Below are 20,435 nucleotides of genomic sequence, written 5' to 3' on the forward strand. Positions count from 1 at the left end.
GATGAAGCACATCATCATCGGCGGCGACGGTTTCGTCGGCTCGCATCTGGCGGCGGATCTCGCGGCCATGGGCGAGGACGTTCTCGTCTGCGACATCCAGAAGAGCGCTCATCCGCACTATGACAAGGTGCCGTTCCAGCGCGTCGACGTGACCGATCCGGCGAGCCTCAACGCGATCGCGCTGACGCCGGATGACCTCGTCTACAATCTCTCGGCCAAGATGCTGTCGCCGATCGTGACCCGGAAGGAGCGCTACGACTTCTTCTGGCCGGTGAACTATCACGGCACGCAGAACATCCTGAGCTGGATGGAGACGAACGGCGCCCACCGGCTCGTCCACTTCACCACCGACATGATCTATGGCCATTCGGTCACCGTCCCGCAGGACGAGGACCATCCGGCGAGGCCGCTCGGCGAATATGGCGAGAGCAAGCTCGCCACCGAGACGCTGGCCCAGACCTATCGCGACAAGGGCTTCAAGATTCCGATCTTCCGGCCGCGCCTGATCATCGGCCCCGGTCGCCTCGGCATCCTGGTCAAGCTCTTCCGCCTGATCGACATGAACCTGCCGGTGCCGATGATCGGCTCAGGGAACAACCCCTACCAGTTCATCTCGGTCTTCGACTGCGCCAGCGCCTGCATCGCCGCCTGGAAGGCCGATTTCCCGAACAGCGCCTATAATCTCGGCTCGGACGATCCGCCGCCGGTGAAGAAGCTGCTCGGCGACCTGATCCGCCATGCCGGCTCGAAGTCGATCCTGCTGCCGACCCCGGCCTCGCTGGTCAAGCTGACGCTCGACACGCTCGATGCGATCAACCTGCCGATCATGGATCCCGAGCAGTACAAGATCGCCGACGAGATCTGCATTCTCGACACCGCCAAGGCCAAGCGCGAGCTCGGCTGGGTGCCCAGGCACCGCGACGAGGACATGCTGCTGGCAGCCTACACCGAATACCGCAAGGCCAAGGACGAGCTGAGGAGGAAGGCCGCATGAGCATGCCCGCCTACAGGAGGGACGAGGCGGTTCCGCAGCCCTCGCGCCCGCAACTGATCAGCGTCGAGGCCGCCAAGCAGCTCGATGCCCAGCAGGTCAAGGAGCTGTTCACCGCCCATATCAATCCGGGTCAGGTGCATTTCCTCAAGCTGCTCGGCTTCGACCGGATCATCGTCGATCGCGCCGAGGGCATGCACTACATCACCAGGGACGGCCGCAAGATCCTCGATTTCTTCGGCGGTTTCTGCTCGGTCGCCTTCGGCCACAACCATCCGCGCATCGTCGCCGCCCGGAAGAAATTCCAGGACGAGAACCGCCATGAGATCTGCATGGCGTTCATGTCGCAATACGCTTCCGCGCTGGCCAAGAACCTGGCCACCATCGCGCCCGGCGATCTCGACATGGTCTTCCTCGGCTCGACCGGTTCGGAGGCGATGGAAGCCGCGCTGAAGGTCGCCGAGCAGGTCCAGGGACCGGGCAAATCCAAGATCCTGCACGCCGCCAACTCCTTCCACGGCAAGACCAAGGGTGTGCTCTCAGTCACCGATTCCAGCCTCTATCAGTCGCAGTTCAAGCTGGTCGAGAACCGGGTGAAGGTGCCCTTCGGCGATATCGAGGCCGTGCGCCAGGCGCTCGAGAGCGACCCTGCCATCGGCATCGTCGTGATGGAGACGATCCAGGGCGGCGGCGGCATCGTCGAGGCGCCCGAGGGCTTCTGGCGGCAATTGCGCGCGCTCTGCGACAAGCACGGCGTGCTCTGGGTCGCCGACGAGGTCCAATGCGGGCTCGGCCGCACCGGCCAGTTCTTCGCCTTCGAGCGCGACGGTGTCGTCCCGGACGTGACCGCGCTCGCCAAGGCGCTCGGCGGCTCCAAGGCGGCGATGGGCGCGATGATCGCCCGCCGCGACATCTACATGAAGGCCTATGGCAAGCCGAAGACGGCGTTGATCCATGCCCAGGCCACCTTCGGCGGCATGGGCGAGGCCTGCGTCTCGGCGATCGAGGCGCTCAACGTCCTCTATGACGAGGACCTGATGGGCAATGCCAGGCGCCAGGGCGACTATCTGATCGAGCGCCTGAACGAGCTGCGCGCCAAGCACCCGACACTGCTCAAGGAGATCCGCGGCCGCGGCCTGATGATCGGCGTCGAGTTCCAGGACATCAGCGAGACCATGCCCTTCGGCGTGAAGCACATGGTCGCGCTGCTCGACGACAAGCTGAAAGGCTCGCTCTGCGGCTTCATCGGCGCGCTGCTGCTGAAGGATTACGACGTGCTCGTCGCCTTCACCGAGTACAACCGCAACGTCATCCGGCTGGAGCCGCCGCTGATCGTCACCCGCGAGCAGTGCGACGATTTCATCGACGCGCTCGACGACCTGCTCTCGCGCGGCATCACCCGCATCGTCACCGACTATCTGCGCAAGGTCGCGGTGGCGAAGAACTGAGCCGGGTTGACTACCCCGCTTGTCGAAGGGCCGGCTCACGCCGGCCCTTTTGCTTTGGGCATGAAGCTTCAGCCAGCCTTGACAGCAAGGCCTCAGCCCCCAAGTCTATGGGTATGACGACGAAGCACCGCTCTGTATTCCGGGTCGCCCCGATCGCGGAATTCTAGCCCCGGACTCGGCCCGAGCGCGCCCCGAGTCCAGGGGTGCCGTCGATGCTGTCCCTCGTCGAAGCAGCACGACATCCACGGCGTCTCTTCCCAAAGAACCTCACGAACTTGCCGGTCGCGCTCTGTCGCCGCCGTCGCGCGCGTCATCGCAGGATACATGGCCCATGACCCAACCGACCCAGAAGACCCACCGCAAGCCGAAGATCATCGTCGGCGAGATCGACCATGAGCGCCTGACCGGCCTCGCCACCACGGCCCTCGAGCGCGTGCCCGAGGTCGCGGAGGAGCTGCTCGCCGAGATGGACCGCGCCAAGGTCGTCGCGCCCGGCAAGCTGCCGGCCGACGTCGTGCGCATGGGTTCCTTCGTTACCTTCGATTCCGACAGCGCCCAGCATCGCCGCGTCCAGCTCGTCTATCCCGGCGAGGCGGATATCGAGCAGGGCCGGGTTTCGGTGCTGACCCCGATCGGCGCGGCCCTGATCGGCCTCGCCGCTGGCCAGTCGATCGCCTGGACCGCCCGCGACGGCAAGAAGCACGTCCTGACGGTGACGGCCGTCGAGCAGGTGGAGCCCGCGCTGGCGGCCTCGTAGGCCGGATCAGGCGGCGGTCACCCGCCGCCAGAAGCTCGACGAGAAGGCCGGGTCGGTGTGGCGCGCGAAGTCGCGCCAGTGCGGGAACGAGGCCTCGAAGGTCGCAGCCGACATGCGGGCATCCTTGTAGGGATTGACCCGCCCGCCGGCCTCGATCGCGATACGGTCGAGGCCATCAAGCAGCTTCAGCGTGCGCTCGCCGCGATGCGGGAAATCGAGCGTCAACGTCGCGCCGGGGATCGGGAACGACATCATCCCCGGCGAGGGCACATCGCCGAACAGCTTCAGCACGGTAAGGAACGAGCTCTCCCCCGCCTGCAATGTCAGCCGCAGCATGGCTTCGACGGCATCCCGCGCATTCGCCATCGGCACGGCACACTGGAACTGACGCAAGCCCCTGGGCCCATAGGCGCGATTCCAGTCACGGACGCGGTCGAGCGGGTAGAAGAACGGCCGATAGGCGATACGCCGCGGCTCGGGCGTCCGCGGCTGGGCGGCACGATAGAGCGCATTGAAGGCGCGCAGGCTCAGCCGGTTGATCAGCGGGAATGGCGGCTTCAGCGGGAACGGCAGGGTCGGTCCGGCCTTTGCGGGCGGAGCGTCGGAGGCCGGTGCATGATTGGCGCGGAAGAACACGCCGCGGCCGAAATGCCGGCCTCCGGCGAGCGAGTCGACCCAGGCGACGGTGTAGTCATGCGTCGCATCGGATTCGGCGGCAATGGCGAAGAACGCGTCGAGCCCGTCGAAATGGATCGCCTCCTGCAGCATCTCGGCCGAAGCGACCGGCATCAGTCGCAGCTCGACCTGCGTAACCAGCCCGGTCAGCCCCATGCCGCCGATCGTCGCGGCGAAGAGCCCGGCGTTCCCGGTCGGCGTGCAGGTCAGGATCGAGCCGTCCGATCGGGCAAGTTCGAAGCTGCGCACATGGCGGCCGAAGGTGCCGGCGCGGTGATGGTTCTTGCCGTGGACGTCATTGGCGAGCGCGCCGCCAATGGTGACGAGGCTCGTGCCCGGCGTCACCGGCGGGAACCAGCCAGCGGGAACGCAGAGCTTCAGCAGCTCATCGAGCAGCACACCGGCCTCGCAGATGACGATCCCGGTCTCGACGTCGAAGGAGAGGATGCGACCCAGCCGGCGCGCCGCGATCAGGCCGCCACCATCGTTCAGGCAGGAATCGCCATAGGAGCGGCCATTGCCATAGGCGAGCACCGAATGATTGCGTTTGCGCCCAGCCAGCCAGTCTTCCGGTTCGATCGGAACGGAATCCTTGGCCTCCAACCCGCCCCAGGAGCGCAACGAGGCGCGCTCCCCGCTCACGGCAACACCTTCGCTCCGACCATGATGAGCACGACGACCGCGCCCATGAGCTGGCTGCGCCAATCCCGGATCATGAACATCAGCGGATCATCGGGCATATTGCCGCGCCGGGCCAGGAACCACATGCGTGCAATCTGGTAGAGGATGATCGGACAGACCAGCCAGATCATTTCGGGATGACGATAGAGCTGCTTGACCGCGGCGCTGTCGACATAGAGCGCCATGATCAGCGCGCACGTACAGCCCGAGGCCATGCCGAGCTGCGACAGCGCCTCGATATCCTCGGCCTGATAGCCGCGGCCCGCCTTCTTCAGCCCTGATTGGTCATGGGTGATGCGCAATTCGGCATAGCGCTTCATCAGGGCAAGGCTGAGGAACAGGAACATCGAGAAAGCGAGCAGCCAGGACGAGATCGGAACCGCGGCCGCCGCATTGCCGGCGATGATACGCACCGTATGCAGGGCGGCGAGGCCGAGAACGTCGACCAGGAGCTTGCGCTTCAGCACGAAGAGATAGGCGAGCGCCAGCAGCAGATAGGCGCCCCAGGCCATCAGGTAGAGATCTGGCCGCGGCAGCAGTGCCGTCAGCGCGACCGAGGTGATCAGCAGGCCCGGCACCATCGCGTAGGCCTGGCCCTTGCTGATCTCGCCGGCAGCGAGCGGACGCTTGCACTTGGTCGGATGACGCCGGTCGGCCTCGACATCCATGATGTCGTTGAGCAGGTAGATCGACGACGCCATCAGCGAGAAGGAGACGAAGGCGACGAGGCCGTAGAGCAGCGCGTTCGAGGCGAAGACGTCGTGATTGAGCAGGATCGGCACGAAGACGAGCCCGTTCTTCGCCCAATGATGCGGCCGCATCGCCCGAAGCATCGCCGGTAGAGCCATCGTCTCCGTCTTCGCCGCCTGCCGCACACATGATACGGGCCGCTCCGGAGTGTTCCGAAGCCGCCCGAGCGCTCATGGCGTGCATTAATGCAACGGGAATCCTAATTCCGCGTGGACTGGCAGATGCGCAACACCGGCGTTCTCGGATCATCCTTAATTTTTGAATGCCCGGCGTCAGCCGGCCGACCTCACGCGCATGATGCCGGCCTGTGGCTCGGCCCAGCGCAATTCGCCCAGCCGCAGCATTGCGTTCACATGCGCGAAGACCTCGCTGAAGGCGAAGGAGAGCTGGTGCGGGTCGAGCGGCCGCGTGAACATCACAGGCACCAGTTCGGCGACCGAATGCGGCCCCGTGGCGACCGCCCCGGCGATCAGCCGGCAGCGCTCGCCATGATGGGCGGCGAGCGCGGCGCAGCGCTCGGCGAGCCCGTAGAACGGCAGCTGGTGCCCGGGTAGGACCAGCGTTCCCGACGGGATCGCCTGCGGCAGCACGCTCAACGAGCGCAGATAGAGGCCGAGTGGATCGCCCTCGGGATCAACGGCCCAGACGCTGATGTTCGGCGTGATCTTGGCCAGCACCTGATCGGCCGCGAGGAAGACGTTCGCCTCCGGGCAGTGGAACATCAGTTGCTCTGGCGCATGGCCGTCGCCCGCCAGCACGAAGAAATCACGGCCGCCGATCCGCAAGACATCGCCGGCGACGATGCGGGTGAAGGTCGGCGGCAGCGGCGTCACCTGGCGTAGATAGCCATGACCCAGCGTCGAGACGACCTGAGTGACCTCGGCCGAGAGCCCGTGGCGCAGATAGAAATCCTTGTAGACCGGCGCCTCCGCCGCGCCCGGGCTGAGCGAGATGTTGAGGCAGCCGAGATAGCTCGTCTGGCTCGTCAAAAGCGGCGTGCCGAAACGCTCATGCAGCCAGCCGGCGAGCCCGATATGGTCGGGATGGAAATGCGTGACGAAGAGCCTCGTCAGCCGCTTGCCCGCGAGCGCCCCGGCCATCAGCGCGAGCCAGGCCTGCCTCGTCGCCTCGTCGCCAATGCCGGTGTCGATCACCGCGAAGCCGTCGCCGTCCTCGATCAGGTAGATGTTGACGTGGTCGAGCCGGAACGGCAGCGCGATCCTCGCCCAGAAGATGCCCGGCGCGACCTCGATCAACTGGCCGGGGACCGGCGGCTCGGGGAACGGGAAGATCAGGCCGTGCGGATCGGGAGCGTGCAATTTGGTCAGCCCTGAACAATGTCTGCAGGTTCATAGCAGGCCGAGATCACGGCGGACAACGGTTGTTAAGGCTCGCACGGCAAGATCAGTGCGATGAGCGATTTCGACACCCTCCGACGAGACTGGCTCAGCCACCTCGGCCATGAGCGCCGGCTCTCGCCGAAGACGCTCGAGGCCTATGGCCGCGACATCGATCAGTTCGCCACCTTCCTCACCCACCATCTCGATGCCCCGCCATCACTGAAGGCGGTCGCCGCGCTGAAGCCGGCGGATTTGCGCGCCTTTCTCGGCTATCGCCGTCGCGACGGCGTCGGCAACCGCACGCTGATGCGCCAGCTCGCGGCGCTGCGTTCGTTGGCGCGCTTCGGCGAACGCAGTGGCCGTTTGACCGCCGCCGCCTTTGCCGCAACGCGCGGGCCGCGTCTCGGCAAGGGCCTGCCGCGCCCGCTCGACGCCAAGGCCGCCGCGGCCGTGACCAAGGCCGACAGCCGCGCCGGCGAGGAGCGGCCCGACTGGGTGCTTGCCCGCGATGCCGCAGTGCTCTCTTTGCTCTATGGCAGCGGCCTGCGCATCTCCGAGGCGCTCGGCCTCAAGCGCTCGCAGGCGCCGGTGAGCACCGCCGATGCGCTGACCGTGCTCGGCAAGGGCGGCAAGACCCGGATGGTGCCGGTGCTGCCGGTCGTGGTCGAGTCGATCGCCGATTATCTCGGGCAATGCCCGTGGCGGTTGGCGCCGGAGGGGCCGCTCTTTGTCGGCGTCAAGGGCGGGCCGCTCTCGCCGCGGATCATCCAGCTCGCGGTCGAGGGCCTGCGCGGCTCGCTCGGACTGCCGGGCAGCGCGACGCCGCACGCGCTGCGTCATTCCTTCGCCACCCATCTGCTCGGCCGTGGCGGCGACCTGCGCGCCATCCAGGAACTGCTTGGCCACGCCTCGCTCTCGACGACGCAGATCTACACCCGCATCGATTCAGTCCGCCTGCTGGCGGCTTATGATTCCGCCCACCCACGCGCTCGGGGATAAGCTACTTACCTTCGGTAAAATCGTCTTGATTCCGTCACGTGGACCGGCCATCACGCCCGGCCTTTCCGGGGGAATCAAAGATGGCTTCAGCCGCACCAGACGTCACCGAAGAAAACCAGCCGACCAGCAAGATCAACAAGCGCATCGCGCTCCTGATCGGTATTCTCGCGCTCCTGCTCGCCTTCTCCGAGATCGGCGGCAAGAACGCCGAGCAGGACGCGCTGGCGAAGAACATCGAGGCCTCCAATCTCTGGGCCTTCTTCCAGGCCAAGACGATCCGCGGCACGACGCTGCGCACCGCTGCCGACGCGATGGAGGTCGAGCTCGCCGGCGCCACCGATCCGGCCGTGCGCGAGCGCCTGCAGAAGCGCATCGACGGCTGGAAGGCGACGATCGCCCGCTACGAATCCGAGCCGGAGACCAATGAAGGCCGCAAGGAGCTGATCGTCCGCGCCAAGGCGGCCGAAGCCAAGCGCGATATCTCCAGCGCCCGCGACGACAAATACGACATCGTCTCGGGCCTGCTGCAGATCGCGATCGTAGTCTCCTCCGCTGCGATCATCACCGGCGTCGCCCTGCTCGCCTGGACCGGCGTCGGCCTCGGTGCGCTCGGCCTCGCGCTGATGATCATCGCCGAGGTCGCGCCGACCGCGCTGTTCTAGCCAGGCGAAGGGCGCGACCGTTCAGTAGTGGATCGCGCCCTTCGAGCCGCCGCCGCAGGCGATCGCGTCGCCATTGATCGCGATGCTGCGCGGCGAGGCCAGGAAGGCGACGATGTCGGCGACCTCGGCCATGTCGACCAGCCGGCCGATCGTGACATTGGCGGCCATGCGGCGCTCGATCTCTTCGGGCGCCAGCCCTGACGCCGCCACTCGTGCCGCGACCACGCCCGGCGTCTTCTCGGTCCGCGTCGTGCCGGGATGCACCACCGTGACGTTGATGCCCTTCGGGCCGAGCTCGTCGGCGAGGTTCTTGGTCAGTGCCGCCACCGCGACATTGCGGATCGAGCCGATGGTCGAGCCGGTCAGGCGCGCTGCCAGCCCGCTGATGTTGACGATCCGGCCCCAGCCATTCGCTTCCATCACCGGCGCCGCCTCGCGGGCCATCCTGAGATAGCCCATCACCTTGACGTTGACGTCGTCGAAGAACAGCGCGTCGGTGATCTCGGCGAGCTTAGGCGGCGTCGCCTGACCGCCGGGCTTGGCCGCGGCGTTGACGAGGATGTCGAGCCCGCCCAGCGCCGCGACGGTGCCGGCGACGACGGCCTTTACCGAGGCATCATCCTGCGTATCGACCGTGAGGCCGACGATCTTGCGACCGGTCTCCTGCGCCAATTCGGCAGCGGCAGCGTCGAGCTCCGCCTGGTTGCGCGCGGCAATGACGACGTCGACGCCTTCCAGCGCCAATTGCCGCGCAATGGCGCGGCCGATCCCCTTGCTGCCGCCCGTGACCAGAGCGCACTTGCCGTTCAGCATCAAATCCATGGCGAGGTTCCTTGAAGGCATGATCGCGGGCCCACCGACGCAGGTGCTCCCGGCAGTTTCGAGAGCATCCTGCGGGAGCTGCGCGACCCGGTCCAGCGCGCCTGCCACACCCCTGCCCCGCTTTGCTCGCGAGGGAGCTTGACTAATCCATATCTCCGTGGTTATGAATTAACCCATAGCCAACGGGTTATCGATATCAGATGCCAGACGCTCACGACATGCTGTTCAGGACGCTCGCCGACCCGACGCGGCGCGCCATCTTCGAGCGCCTGTGCCGCGACGGCGAGCTGACGGTCGGGGCGCTGACCGCGCAGGCCGGCGTCTCGCAGCCGGCCGTCTCCAAGCATCTCGGCGTGCTGAAGCAGGCCGGGCTGGTGCGCGATCGCCATGAAGGCCGGCAGACCCATTACAGCGCCCAGCTCGGCGCGCTCAGCCCGCTGATCGACTGGACCAGCCAGATGGCCGGGTTCTGGGAGGCGCGGTTCGATGACCTCGAAAATTTGCTTCAGAGGATGGACCAATGACCACCGCCACGCAGACACGCTCCGTCACCGTCGAGCGCGAGATCGCCCACCCGCCGGAAAAGCTCTGGCGCGCCCTCACGCAGCCGCATCTGATCGCCGAATGGCTGATGAAGAACGACTTCGCGCCCACGGTGGGCCACCGCTTCAAGCTGCGCGGCGAGTGGGGCGGCGTGCTCGATTGCGAGGTACTCGACATCGAGCCGAACCGGATGCTGTCCTACACTTGGGACTTCGCCCATGAGGACCCCGCCTTCGATATGAAGAGCGTCGTGACCTTCACGCTCACCCCGACGCCCAGAGGCACGCTGCTGCGGATGGAGCAGGCCGGCTTCCGGCCGGAGCAGAAGCAGGCCTTCGGCGGCGCCAAAGCCGGCTGGCAGGAATTCCTGGGCAAGCTGGAAGAGCTGCTGGCACGCGAAGCGTGAACGCTCGCCCCTGCTCTCACATCAGTAAGGAGGTTCCGTTGACCTTGAACGACGCCATCCGGCAGGGCCATCGCTGGCTCGCCCTCATCTTCACCGCGACCGTCATCGCCAATTTCGTCGCCATGGCGCTGGGGCAGCCGCCGGCCTGGATCGTCTATTCCCCGCTGCCGCCGCTTTTCCTGCTGATGTTCTCCGGCCTCTACATGTTCGCGCTGCCCTACCTCGCTGGTGCGCGCGGCGCACGGCGAGCTGGCGGCTAGGAGAAGTACAATGGCCGGCAAGACCTCGAAGGTGGCAGCGAAGCCGAAAGCCGAAGGCGGGCAACCCGTCCTGCTCTCGGGCGGCAATCCGCAGATCGCCAAGGGCTATGGCGAAGAACCGGTGCAGGCCTATATCGCGGCCATGCCGGGCTGGAAGAGTGCTCTCGGCACTCGCCTCGATGCGCTGATCAGCGAGGCCATCCCCGGCGTCAGGAAGGCGGTGAAGTGGAACTCGCCGCTCTACGGCATGGAGGACGATTACTGGTTCCTCGGCATCCACGTCTTCGCAAAGTATGTGAAGGTCGCCTTCTTCCGCGGCGCCGCGCTCGATCCTGTCCCACCCGGCCCCTCCAAGCAGATGGAGGTGCGCTATCTCGACATCCATGAGGATGACGAACTCGACGAGGCCCAGTTCACCGCCTGGGTGAAGCAGGCCGCCGCCTTGCCCGGCGAGAAGATGTGAGAGGATATCCGCCCCCATGAAGCAGGCAAACGACAAGACCGGCGACGCAACCTCGGCCTCCGAGCAGATCGACGCCCGGATCGCGGAGCTGACCGACTGGCGCGGGGCCGCGCTCGCAAGGGTCCGCGCCATCATCCGGCAGGCCGATCCCGAGGTCGAGGAGACCTGGAAATGGCGCGGCGTCCCGGTCTGGGAGCATGCCGGCATCATCTGCACCGGCGAGACCTACAAGGGCGCAGTCAAGCTCACCTTCGCCAAGGGCGCTTCGCTGCCCGACCCCACCGGCCTGTTCAATTCCAGCCTCGACGGCAATACGCGGCGCGCCATCGACATCCTTGAGGGCGCTGCGATCGACGAGGCGGCGCTGACGGCGCTGGTCCGTGCTGCTGTTGCGCTGAATACGGCTGGGAAGAAGAAGTAGCGCAAGCCGTCATTGCGAGGAGCGCAGCGACGAAGCAAGCCAGGGGGACTTGGCGCCCAGCCGCTGATGGATTGCTTCGCTACGCTCGCAATGACGGTTCAGCCGGCGGCACCCTCGGCCATTCCGGCCCCTGCCCGCGCAGCCGCTCCCAGGCCCGCGCCATCTGCAGCACGCCGAGATCGTCGAAGCGCTTGCCGGTGATCTGCAGGCCGATCGGCAGGCCGGATGCGGTCATGCCGGCATGGACCGAGATCGCCGGCTGGTCCGACATATTGGCCGCCACCGTGAAGACGATGTGCTCGAAGGGCCGCTCGGGATCGTGGATCGGCGAGGCCAGCTCGGCGGAGAAACTCGGCACCGGCGAGACCGGCGAGAGCACATAGTCGAAGGGCTGGGCCGCCTTCAGCGCCGCATGGCGGATCGCCAGCATCTGGCTCATGCCGCGATGGACCTGCGCCCCAGTGAGCGAGCGACCACGCTCGGCCCAGGCGTAGATATAGGGCAGCACCTTGTCCTGCCTCTCCCTCGGCAAGGCGCCGATCTCGGCCCAGGCGCGCTGGCGCCAGAAGTCGTCGAGCCCGTCGAGCATGTCCTGCGTCAGGAAGGGCGGCGCGAGCTCGACGATCGCCCCCGCCTTGCGGAAGGCGTCGGCCGCCCTAGCGATCGCCACCCTCACCTCCGGTTCGACCGGAAGGCCGATACCCGCCTCCAGCTGCAATCCGATCCTGAGCCCGCGCGGCTCGCGCTCCAGCTCGCCCCAGGCGATCTCCTGCGGCGGCAGGCTCATCGGGTCGCGCTCATCCGGCTTCGAGAGCTCGCGCATCATCAGCGCCGCGTCGGCGACCGTGCGCGTCATCGGCCCGGCGACGCGGCCGTAATAGGTCGGGTCGATCGGCACCCGGCCGAAGCTCGGCTTCAGGCCGACGAGCCCGCACCAGCCAGCCGGCAGGCGGATCGAGCCACCGATATCGGTGCCGACATGAAAGGGGCCATAGCCGGCCGCTCCCGCCGCTCCCGCCCCGGCCGAGGAGCCGCCCGGGTTCTTCGATAGGTCGAACGGGTTGCGCGCCAGTTCGTGGAAGCTCGACAGGCCGGAGGAGAGCATGCCGTAGTCCGGCATCGTCGTCTTGGCGAGGATGACGCAGCCGGCCTCGCGCAGGCGCTGCGCCGGCGGCGCGTCGGCCGCGGCTGGGCTGAGCTCCATCGACGCCGTGCCAAGCGGCACAGCCGTGCCCTTGGTCGCGATGTTCTCCTTGATCGTGCAGGGCACGCCGTCGAGCACCAGAGCCTCGCCCCGGCGCCAGCGGCCCTCGCTTGCCTTCGCGGCAACACGGGCACCTTCCGGATCATAGGCGTAGAGCGCCTTCAGCGACGGCTCCCAGAGCGCGATGCGCTGGATCACCGCTTCAGTGACCTCGACCGGCGAGAGCTCGCGCGAACGGAAGGCCCGGAGCATGTCGACGGCGCTGAGATCGGCGAACTCGATCATGACTGAAACTCCGCAAGCATAATCACATCAATCTCGCGAGCGGCGCATGCGCGGATCGACCGCGTCGCGCAGGCCATCGCCCAGCAAATTGAAGGCCAGCACCGAAAGCGCGATCGCCGCGCCCGGGAAGATGGCGAGCCAGGGCTGCGCCGCCATGAAGGTCTGTGCCTCGTTGAGCATCCGGCCCCAGGACGGCGCCGGCGGCTGCGTGCCGAGGCCGAGATAGGACAGGCCGGCTTCGGCGAGGATGGCGAGCGCGAACTGGATCGTCGCCTGCACCACCAGCACACCGGCGATGTTGGGCAGGACGTGCTGGCGCGTGATCGCCAGCTCGGTCAGCCCGGCCGCGCGCGCCGCCAGCACATAGTCGAGCGCCCAGCATTGCAGCGCCGCTCCCCGAGCAAGTCTTGCGAAATAGGGCAGGCTGAACAGCGCGATCGCGATCACGGCATTCATCATGCCGGGGCCCCAGACCGCGCTGATCATGATCGCCGAGAGCACCGCCGGGAAGGCGTGGCTGAAATCGGCCATGCGCATGATCAGGTTGTCGAGCCACCCGTCGCGCCGGATCGCAGCGATCAGCCCAAGCGCGCTGCCGATTGTCAGGCCGAGGCCGACCGCGCCAAGCCCCACCGCCAGCGAGTTGCGGGCGCCGACCATGATCATCGAGAACACGTCGCGGCCGAACTGGTCGGTGCCGAACCAGTGCTCGGCCGAGGGCGGCCGCAAGCGCTTCAGGATCGCCATCTGGGTCGGCTCATAGGGCGTCCAGATGTAGGAGATCAGCGCCATCGCGACGACCAGTCCGCCGAGCAGCAGGCCGGCCAGGAAGGACGGCGAGGCCCACCAGCGCCGCGGGCGGGAGCGTGGCGCGACCGCGCTCATGACGCCTGCCGCAGGCGCGGATCGATCAGCCCGTAGAGCACCTCGATCGCGAAGTTGATGAAGACGACCAGCGCGGAGAACAGCATGACCAGGTCCTTGACCACGATCAGGTCATGCTGGGCGATCGACTGGAAGACGAGCCGCCCGAGCCCCGGGAGGGCGAAGACGTTCTCGATGATGATCGCGCCGGCCAGCAGCACCGAGAACTGCAGGCCGAGCACGGTGACGACCGGGATCAGCGCATTGCGCAGCACATGGCGCAGCATGGTCCGTCGCCGGCTCACGCCCTTGGCCCGGGCGGTGCGGACATAGTCTTCCTGCATCGTCTCCAGCATGGCCGAACGGGTGACGCGGGCGAGGATCGCCGCCTGCGGCAGAGCGAGCGCGACCGCCGGCAGCAGGAGCGATTTCAGCGCCGGCCAAAAGCCGGCTTGCCAGCCCGGGAAACCGCCGGCCGGCAGCCAGCCGGCACCGACGGCGAAGACCAGCACCAGCAGGAGGCCGAACCAGAAATTCGGAATCGCGAGCCCAGCCTGGGCGAAGACCATCACCGCGGCATCGCCGGCGCGGTTGTGATTGGCCGCGGCGAGCGCCCCGAGCGGGATGCCGATGGCGGAAGCGAGCAGGATCGCCATCGAGGCAAGCGGCAGCGTCACCACCATGCGCTCGCCGATCAACTGCGTCACCGGCACGCGATAGGTGTAGCTGAGGCCGAGATCGCCGGTGACGAGCCCGCCGATCCAGGAAAAGAAGCGCAGCAGCGCCGGCTGGTCGAGCCCCATCTCGGCCCGCAGCGCCGCGAGCGCTTCCGGCGCCGCATTGAGCCCGAGCGTCACCGCCGCCGGATCGCCCGGCAGGATCTCCAGCACGAGGAAGATGACGATCGCCGCGCCAAGCAGCGTCAAGGCAAACGACAGCAGCCGGCGCAGGAGATAACCCATCATCGCGGCAGCCTCAGCGCCAGCGCACCTCCGCCAGCGGCGTCAGCGGCAGCGGCCAGTCGGTCCACATGCCCTCCAGATCGGCCCTGGTCACCGTGATCTTCGGCAGGATGAAGAGGAAACCGTTGACCGCATCGCGCGCCAGCATGCGCTGGGCGTCGCCATAGAGCTTGTTGCGCTCGGCCTCATCGACGGTGCGGTCGATGGTTTCGATCAGCGCCTTGAACTCGGGATTTTTGTACTGGAAGTAGTAGTCGTCGCGGGCGTAGTTGGCGATGTCGAGCGGTTCGGTGTGCGAGATGATCGTCAGGTCGAAATCGCGTGCCTTGAACACTCGCTCGAGCCATTGCGGGAATTCGAGCGGCTCGATCTTGGCGGTGATGCCGATCTGGGCCAGCAGCGCCGCGACGATCTCGCCGCCGCGCCTGGCATAGGCCGGCGGCGGCAAACGCAACGTGCATTCGAAACCCTTCGGGAAGCCGGCTGCTGCGAGCAGGCTCTTCGCCTTGGCGAGGTCGACCGGATAGGTCCCGGTCAGGTCGACATAGGCCGGATGCAGCGGCGAGAAATGGCTGCCGATATAGTCGAGATCGAAGCCGTAGATGCCGAGCGCGATCGTCTTGCGGTCGAGCACATGCGAGATCGCCTGGCGCACCCGGACATCGCTGAACGGCGCCTTGGCGTTGTTGATGGCGAGGATGGTCTCGCCCTCGGTCTTGCCGAGCGTGACCTTGAGCTTGGGATCGGCCTTGAGCTGCGGGATCGCTTCCGGCGCCGAGAGATTTGTGAAGACGTCGATGTCGCCGGCCCGGAGCGCCGCGACCTGCGCCTGCGGATCGGAGATGAAGCGGAAGACCGCCTTGGCGAGCGCGGGCTTTTGTCCCCAGTACTCGTCATTGCGCGCCAGTTGGAGCCGGTCGCCGCGGTTCCAGCGCGCGAACTTGAACGGGCCGGTGCCGACCGGATCGGTCTTGTTGTTGGCGGCGGTCGCCGGCGAGACGATGGCCGCATCGCCCCATGAGAGCCCGTAGACGAAATTCGCCGTCGGCTGCTTCAGCTTGATGATGACGGTGACCGGGTCCGGCGCCTCGATGCTCTCGATCGGCGCGAAGATCCAGCGCTGGGCATTGGTCGAATCGGGCGCGACCGCGCGCTCGAAGGAGAACTTCACATCGCGCGAGGAGAACGGCGTGCCGTCATGGAAGCGGGCATTGGGCCTGAGCTTGAAGGTATAGGTGAGATTGTCCGCCGCCAGCGTCCAGCTCTCGGCCAGAGCCGGCCCGAGCTTGCCGGTGCGGTCCATCGCCACCAGCCCCTCGAAGATGTTCTGCAAGGTGACTTCGCGGATCGCCTGGGCCGCACCCGAGGTCGGGTCGAGCGTCGGCGGCTCCAGCGTCATGCCGATGGTGACGCTGTCCTTGGCCTGCGCGAGCGCGGCGAGCGGAAGCTGGGTTGCAAGCGCGGCGAGACCCGCTCCCGCCAGAAGATCGCGCCGCGTCGTCATCATGCCTGCTCCCTGATGTGGCGGGGCAGGATGGCGCGGGAACGAAGCGGGAGGCAAGAGCGCCGGCGCGCATCCGGGTCAGGCGAAATAATCCGGATAGCTCGCCTTGAGATGCACGAGATCGGGCAGCAGCGTGCCCAAATGCTGGCGCATCGCGACGACCGCGGCCGAGGCATCGTGCCGCCTGATCTCGTCGACGATGGCGAGATGCTCGCGGATCACCATGGCCATCCGCCCCGGCACCGGCAGCGTCATCCGGCGGCAGCGGTCGATCTGACTCTTGGCCGCCTGGGCGAGTTTCCAGACGCCGGGATAGCCGGCGATGTCGGCGAGCGCCTCGTGAAACTCCTCGTCGGCGAGGTGGAAGCGCTCCTGGTCGTTCGCCTCATGCGATTCGTGCAGCACGGCGATCGTCGCATCGAGCCGGGCGATGTCGTCTGCGCTCGCCGTCCGCGCCAGCACCTCGACCGTGGCGCACTCCAGCGCCTGACGGATGAACACCGCCTCGGGGATCGCTCCCGCCGGGATGCGGGCGACGAAGGTGCCGGCCTGCGGGAATATCTCGACGAGCCCCTCTTCCTTCAGCCGAATCAGCGCCTCGCGCACCGGGGTGCGGCTCATGCCGAAGCGGGCAGTAAGATCCTTCTCCGAGAGCGCCACCCCGGGCCGCAGCACCATGTCGAGGATCTCGCGGCGAAGCTCGTCCTGCACGACGGACGCGGCCGTGGCGCGGCCCGCGGACGCTGCGGCGAGGCGCTGCGGCTTGCGCTCGCGGCGCAAGGCCCCGGTCTCGCCTATTCCTAGCGCCTCAGACATCGTCCTATCCCGGCCATGATCACTCCCTTATTGGACCACGATGCGCGCTCCGCGGCTAATCAGGGCGTAACACGGCCGGGCAGTGCATACTAGTATATTAGTATATTGACATCACCAACGCCGGCCCTATGGTCCGGCCCGATAGAGGAAACGCCAGCGATGCTGCTGCACGACGATCGTCTTTTGCCTGCCGAACCGGTGACGCGCGGTATTGCGCGCCGCCTCTATGCCGGCGTCCGCGACCTGCCGATCATCTCGCCGCATGGCCATACCGATCCGCGCTGGTTCGCCGAGGACAAGCCCTTCCCCGACCCGGCCACGCTGTTCGTCAAGCCAGACCACTACATCTTCCGCATGCTCTACTCGCAGGGCATCAGGCTCGAGCAGCTCGGCATCGCCCGCAAGGATGGCGGTGAGGTCGAAAGCGACCCGCGCAAGATCTGGCAGCTCTTCGCCAGCAACTGGCACCTGTTCCGGGGCACGCCGACCCGGCTCTGGTTCGAGCACGCCGCCTTCTCGATCTTCGGCATCACCGAGCGTCTTTCGGCCGAGAGCGCCGACCGCATCTATGACCGCATCGCCGAGCAGCTGGAGCAGGACGCGATGCGCCCCCGCGCGCTGTTCGAGCGCTTCAAGATCGAGGCGATCGCCACCACCGAAGGCGCGCTCGATCCGCTGAAATGGCACGACATGATCCGGGACTCCGGCTGGGGCGGCAAGGTCGTCACCGCCTATCGCCCCGACAGCGTGGTCGATCCCGAATTCGAGGGCTTCAAGGACAATCTCGAGCAGTTCGGCGAGCTGACCGGCGAGGATGTCGGGAGCTGGAACGGCTATCTCGAAGCCCATCGCAAGCGCCGCGGCTATTTCATCGAGCGCGGCGCGACCTCCTCCGACCATGGCCATGCCACTGCCCGCACCGCCAACCTGACCCCGGCCGAGTGCGAAAAGCTCTTCGGCAAGATCCTGAAGGGCAAGTTCTCGGCCGAGGACGCCGATCTCTTCCGCGGCCAGATGCTGACCGAGATGGCGAAGATGAGCCTCGATGACGGGCTCGTCCTGCAGATCCACCCCGGCTCCCATCGCAACCACAACCCGCATCTGTTCGAGCAATTCGGGCGCGACATGGGTTCCGACATCCCGCGCGGCATGGATTATGTCTCGGCGCTGAAGCCGCTGCTCGACGCCGTCGGCAACGAGCGTGGTCTCACCGTCATCGCCTTCACCCTCGACGAGACCAGCTATTCGCGCGAGCTCGCTCCGCTTGCCGGCCATTACCCGGCGCTGAAGCTCGGACCGGGCTGGTGGTTCCTCGATGCGCCCGAGGCGATGCTGCGCTTCCGCGAGCTCACCACCGAGACTGCCGGCTTCTACAACACCGTCGGCTTCAACGACGACACGCGCGCCTATCTGTCGATCCCCGCGCGCCACGACGTCGCCCGCCGGATGGACTGCCACTACCTCGCCAAGCTCGTCGCCGAGCACCGTCTCGACGAGGATGAGGCAGCGGAAGTCGCCCACGATCTCGCCTATCGCCTGGCCAAGGAGGCCTACCGGCTGTGACCAGCGCTGCAAAAACCATCGACGAACGCCAGGCCGCCCATCCCCGTGACGTGCGCGGCTATGATACCGAGACGCTGCGCCAGGACTTCTTGATCGAGCGCATCTTCGTGCCCGGCGAAATCGCGCTGACCTATAGCCATTACGACCGCATGATCGTCGGCGGTGCGACGCCGGCGGCCAAGCCCCTGACACTCGACCCGTTCCCGCCGACCGGCACGCCCTTCTTCCTGGCGCGCCGCGAGCTCGGCGTGATCAATCTCGGCGGCGCCGGTTCGGTCACGGTCGACGGCGAGCGCTTCGAATTGCCCAGCCTCGATGCGCTCTATGTCGGCCTCGGCGCGAAAGAGGTTTCCTTCGCCAGCGCCGATCCGGCCAACCCGGCCAAGTTCTATCTGACCAGTGCCCCGGCGCATCGCGAAGCCAAGCACCAGCTCATCCGCAAGGATGACGCCAACACCATCCATCTCGGCTCGGCCGAGACCTCGAACAAGCGCACCATCCGGCAATACATCATGCCGAACACCACCGGCACCAACCAGCTGGTGATGGGCATGACGGCGCTGGAGCCGGGCTCGGTCTGGAACTCCATGCCCTGCCATACCCATACGCGGCGGATGGAGGCCTATCTCTACTTCAATCTCGACCCGGCCCACCGCGTCTTCCACTTCATGGGCGAGCCGCAGCAGACCCGGCATTTGCTCGTCGCCAACGAGCAGGCGGTGATCTCGCCGAACTGGTCGATCCATTGCGGCTGCGGCACCTCGAACTACTCGTTCGTCTGGGCGATGGCCGGCGACAATGTCGAGTTCACCGACATGGACGCCGCCCCGGTGGAGATGCTGCGCTGATGGCGGCGGCCTCGCCCTTCTCGCTGCACGGCCGCGCAGCACTGGTCACCGGCGCCAATACCGGCATCGGCCAGGGCATCGCGCTGGCACTGGCTGAGGCCGGCGCCAAGGTCGTCGCGGCCGGGCGCTCGAGCATGGCGGAAACCGAGAAGCTGATCGCCGACGCCGGCGGGACCTGCTTTCCGCTCCAGGCCGATCTCCAGCAGGAGGGCATCGCCGGACGCATGATGGAGCAGGCTCAGGCGCTCGCTGGCCCGCTCGACATCCTCGTCAACAATGCCGGCATCATCCGCCGGGCCGATGCGCTCGATTTCAGCGAGAGCGACTGGGACGAGGTGATGAACCTCAATCTCAAGGCCAACTTCTTCCTGGCCCAGGCCTTCGCCAAGGCCGCACTCGAGGCCGGCCGCACGGGGCGGATCGTCAACATCGCCTCGCTGCTCTCCTTCCAGGGCGGCATCCGCGTCGCCTCCTATACGGCGAGCAAGAGCGGGCTCGCCGGCCTAACCCGGCTGCTCGCCTGCGAATGGGCGGCCAAGGGCATCAACGTCAACGCGATCGCCCCCGGCTATGTCGAGAGCAACAACACGGAAGCCCTGCGCGCCGATCCCGACCGCAACGCCGCGATTCTCGCCCGCATCCCGGCTGGCCGCTGGGGCAAGCCCTCGGATATCGGCGGCGCAGCCGTGTTCCTGGCGAGCGATGCTGCGGCCTACATCCACGGCGCGATCCTTCCTGTCGACGGAGGCTGGCTGGCGCGATGACCGACCGTCTCAACTCATTCTTCCAGCATGATGCCGAGATCGCCTGGGAGCCGACCGAGCCCGGCGTGAAGCGCAAGATCATGGCCTATGGCCCAGACCTGATGGTCGTGCGCGTCGTGTTCGAGCAGGGTGCGATCGGCAAGGCCCACCAGCACCCACACCGCCAGGCTTCTTACGTCGAAAGCGGCGTCTTCGACGTCACCATCGACGGCAAGACCAGCCGGCTTGCCGCGGGCGACAGCTTCTTCGTGCCCGAGAACCTCGTCCACGGCGTCGTCAACATCGAGGCCGGGCAATTGATCGATTCCTTCACACCGATGCGGACGGAATTTTTGTGAAAGACCGCAGCGCCCGGCCGTGCCGGCGCTGCTCCCGCCAAGGGACAAGAACGACCGGAATAAGCCGGC

At 66.8% G+C, this 20,435-nt stretch carries 23 protein-coding genes; 14 read left to right on the plus strand and 9 right to left on the minus strand.

Going from position 1 to position 20,435, the window contains the following annotated elements; genetic code table 11:
* The first annotated feature begins 1 nt into the window (after window position 1).
* The 3 genes from ACWIGM_RS05805 (at window position 2) to rnk (ending at window position 3,196) form a co-directional block, all read left to right on the plus strand.
* Complete coding sequence (locus ACWIGM_RS05805; RefSeq protein ID WP_454024953.1) at window positions 2-994, plus strand: NAD-dependent epimerase/dehydratase family protein; 993 nt, start codon at window positions 2-4, stop codon at window positions 992-994.
* Complete coding sequence (locus ACWIGM_RS05810; RefSeq protein WP_454024954.1) at window positions 991-2,439, plus strand: aspartate aminotransferase family protein; 1,449 nt, start codon at window positions 991-993, stop codon at window positions 2,437-2,439. The genes ACWIGM_RS05805 and ACWIGM_RS05810 overlap by 4 nt, the downstream gene beginning before the upstream one ends.
* Before the next feature lie 331 nt (window positions 2,440-2,770).
* A complete protein-coding gene (rnk, locus tag ACWIGM_RS05815) occupies window positions 2,771-3,196 on the plus strand; it encodes a nucleoside diphosphate kinase regulator (RefSeq protein WP_126115764.1) in 426 nt (141 codons plus the stop codon).
* Between the two features lie 6 nt (window positions 3,197-3,202).
* On the opposite strand, the gene ACWIGM_RS05820 is transcribed toward rnk, so the two are convergent.
* The 3 genes from ACWIGM_RS05820 to ACWIGM_RS05830 all read right to left on the minus strand — a co-directional run bounded on the left by ACWIGM_RS05820 (window position 3,203) and on the right by ACWIGM_RS05830 (window position 6,621).
* Window positions 3,203-4,513: an FAD-binding oxidoreductase gene (locus ACWIGM_RS05820; RefSeq protein ID WP_454024955.1), complete on the minus strand. Its 1,311-nt coding sequence runs from the start codon at window positions 4,511-4,513 to the stop codon at window positions 3,203-3,205.
* Window positions 4,510-5,427, minus strand: coding sequence for a UbiA family prenyltransferase (locus ACWIGM_RS05825; protein ID WP_454024956.1), 918 nt, complete (start codon window positions 5,425-5,427; stop codon window positions 4,510-4,512). The genes ACWIGM_RS05820 and ACWIGM_RS05825 overlap by 4 nt, the downstream gene beginning before the upstream one ends.
* A 147-nt stretch (window positions 5,428-5,574) precedes the next feature.
* Window positions 5,575-6,621 carry an MBL fold metallo-hydrolase gene (locus ACWIGM_RS05830; protein WP_454024957.1) on the minus strand — a complete coding sequence of 349 codons (1,047 nt, stop codon included), beginning with the start codon at window positions 6,619-6,621 and terminating at the stop codon, window positions 5,575-5,577.
* Between the two features lie 93 nt (window positions 6,622-6,714).
* On the opposite strand from ACWIGM_RS05830, the gene ACWIGM_RS05835 reads away from it, so the two are divergent.
* Both ACWIGM_RS05835 and ACWIGM_RS05840 read left to right on the plus strand, forming a co-directional pair.
* Window positions 6,715-7,641: a tyrosine recombinase XerC gene (locus ACWIGM_RS05835; RefSeq protein ID WP_454024958.1), complete on the plus strand. Its 927-nt coding sequence runs from the start codon at window positions 6,715-6,717 to the stop codon at window positions 7,639-7,641.
* Window positions 7,642-7,721: 80 nt separating this feature from the next.
* Complete coding sequence (locus ACWIGM_RS05840; protein ID WP_454024959.1) at window positions 7,722-8,303, plus strand: DUF4337 domain-containing protein; 582 nt, start codon at window positions 7,722-7,724, stop codon at window positions 8,301-8,303.
* A gap of 21 nt (window positions 8,304-8,324) precedes the next feature.
* On the opposite strand, the gene ACWIGM_RS05845 is transcribed toward ACWIGM_RS05840, so the two are convergent.
* Entirely contained in the window at window positions 8,325-9,125 is an 801-nt protein-coding gene (locus ACWIGM_RS05845) for an SDR family NAD(P)-dependent oxidoreductase (protein ID WP_454024960.1), read from the minus strand.
* A gap of 200 nt (window positions 9,126-9,325) precedes the next feature.
* Between ACWIGM_RS05845 and ACWIGM_RS05850 the strand changes: the two genes are divergently transcribed.
* The 5 genes from ACWIGM_RS05850 to ACWIGM_RS05870 are packed head-to-tail and all read left to right on the plus strand — an operon-like array spanning window position 9,326 to window position 11,218.
* Window positions 9,326-9,649 carry an ArsR/SmtB family transcription factor gene (locus tag ACWIGM_RS05850; RefSeq protein ID WP_454024961.1) on the plus strand — a complete coding sequence of 108 codons (324 nt, stop codon included), beginning with the start codon at window positions 9,326-9,328 and terminating at the stop codon, window positions 9,647-9,649.
* Window positions 9,646-10,074: an SRPBCC family protein gene (locus ACWIGM_RS05855; protein WP_454024962.1), complete on the plus strand. Its 429-nt coding sequence runs from the start codon at window positions 9,646-9,648 to the stop codon at window positions 10,072-10,074. The genes ACWIGM_RS05850 and ACWIGM_RS05855 overlap by 4 nt, the downstream gene beginning before the upstream one ends.
* 44 nt (window positions 10,075-10,118) lie before the next feature.
* A complete protein-coding gene (locus ACWIGM_RS05860; protein WP_454025454.1) occupies window positions 10,119-10,334 on the plus strand; it encodes a hypothetical protein in 216 nt (71 codons plus the stop codon).
* A 10-nt stretch (window positions 10,335-10,344) separates the two neighbouring features.
* A complete protein-coding gene (locus tag ACWIGM_RS05865) occupies window positions 10,345-10,797 on the plus strand; it encodes a DUF1801 domain-containing protein (protein WP_454024963.1) in 453 nt (150 codons plus the stop codon).
* Window positions 10,798-10,813: 16 nt separating this feature from the next.
* Window positions 10,814-11,218, plus strand: coding sequence for a DUF1801 domain-containing protein (locus ACWIGM_RS05870; protein WP_454024964.1), 405 nt, complete (start codon window positions 10,814-10,816; stop codon window positions 11,216-11,218).
* A gap of 79 nt (window positions 11,219-11,297) precedes the next feature.
* On the opposite strand, the gene ACWIGM_RS05875 is transcribed toward ACWIGM_RS05870, so the two are convergent.
* From ACWIGM_RS05875 to ACWIGM_RS05895, 5 genes are all read right to left on the minus strand, one after another.
* Window positions 11,298-12,707 carry an amidase gene (locus ACWIGM_RS05875; RefSeq protein ID WP_454024965.1) on the minus strand — a complete coding sequence of 470 codons (1,410 nt, stop codon included), beginning with the start codon at window positions 12,705-12,707 and terminating at the stop codon, window positions 11,298-11,300.
* Between the two features lie 27 nt (window positions 12,708-12,734).
* Window positions 12,735-13,592, minus strand: coding sequence for an ABC transporter permease (locus tag ACWIGM_RS05880; RefSeq protein ID WP_454024966.1), 858 nt, complete (start codon window positions 13,590-13,592; stop codon window positions 12,735-12,737).
* Window positions 13,589-14,536, minus strand: coding sequence for an ABC transporter permease (locus ACWIGM_RS05885; RefSeq protein WP_454024967.1), 948 nt, complete (start codon window positions 14,534-14,536; stop codon window positions 13,589-13,591). The genes ACWIGM_RS05880 and ACWIGM_RS05885 overlap by 4 nt, the downstream gene beginning before the upstream one ends.
* A gap of 10 nt (window positions 14,537-14,546) precedes the next feature.
* Window positions 14,547-16,037 carry an ABC transporter substrate-binding protein gene (locus tag ACWIGM_RS05890; protein WP_454025455.1) on the minus strand — a complete coding sequence of 497 codons (1,491 nt, stop codon included), beginning with the start codon at window positions 16,035-16,037 and terminating at the stop codon, window positions 14,547-14,549.
* Window positions 16,038-16,115: 78 nt separating this feature from the next.
* Entirely contained in the window at window positions 16,116-16,853 is a 738-nt protein-coding gene (locus ACWIGM_RS05895) for a GntR family transcriptional regulator (protein ID WP_454024968.1), read from the minus strand.
* Window positions 16,854-17,012: 159 nt separating this feature from the next.
* Between ACWIGM_RS05895 and uxaC the strand changes: the two genes are divergently transcribed.
* The 4 genes from uxaC to ACWIGM_RS05915 are packed head-to-tail and all read left to right on the plus strand — an operon-like array spanning window position 17,013 to window position 20,366.
* Window positions 17,013-18,416, plus strand: coding sequence for a glucuronate isomerase (gene uxaC, locus ACWIGM_RS05900; protein ID WP_454024969.1), 1,404 nt, complete (start codon window positions 17,013-17,015; stop codon window positions 18,414-18,416).
* Window positions 18,413-19,264, plus strand: coding sequence for a 5-dehydro-4-deoxy-D-glucuronate isomerase (gene kduI / locus ACWIGM_RS05905; protein ID WP_454024970.1), 852 nt, complete (start codon window positions 18,413-18,415; stop codon window positions 19,262-19,264). The genes uxaC and kduI overlap by 4 nt, the downstream gene beginning before the upstream one ends.
* Window positions 19,264-20,028 (plus strand): 2-dehydro-3-deoxy-D-gluconate 5-dehydrogenase KduD, encoded by a 765-nt coding sequence (gene kduD, locus ACWIGM_RS05910; RefSeq protein ID WP_454024971.1) that lies wholly within the window; start codon window positions 19,264-19,266, stop codon window positions 20,026-20,028. Before kduI ends, kduD begins: the two co-directional genes overlap by 1 nt.
* Window positions 20,025-20,366 carry a cupin domain-containing protein gene (locus ACWIGM_RS05915; protein WP_454024972.1) on the plus strand — a complete coding sequence of 114 codons (342 nt, stop codon included), beginning with the start codon at window positions 20,025-20,027 and terminating at the stop codon, window positions 20,364-20,366. Before kduD ends, ACWIGM_RS05915 begins: the two co-directional genes overlap by 4 nt.
* Window positions 20,367-20,435: the final 69 nt, after the last annotated feature.

The sequence above is a fragment of the Allobosea sp. NPDC055332 genome, from assembly GCF_053645455.1.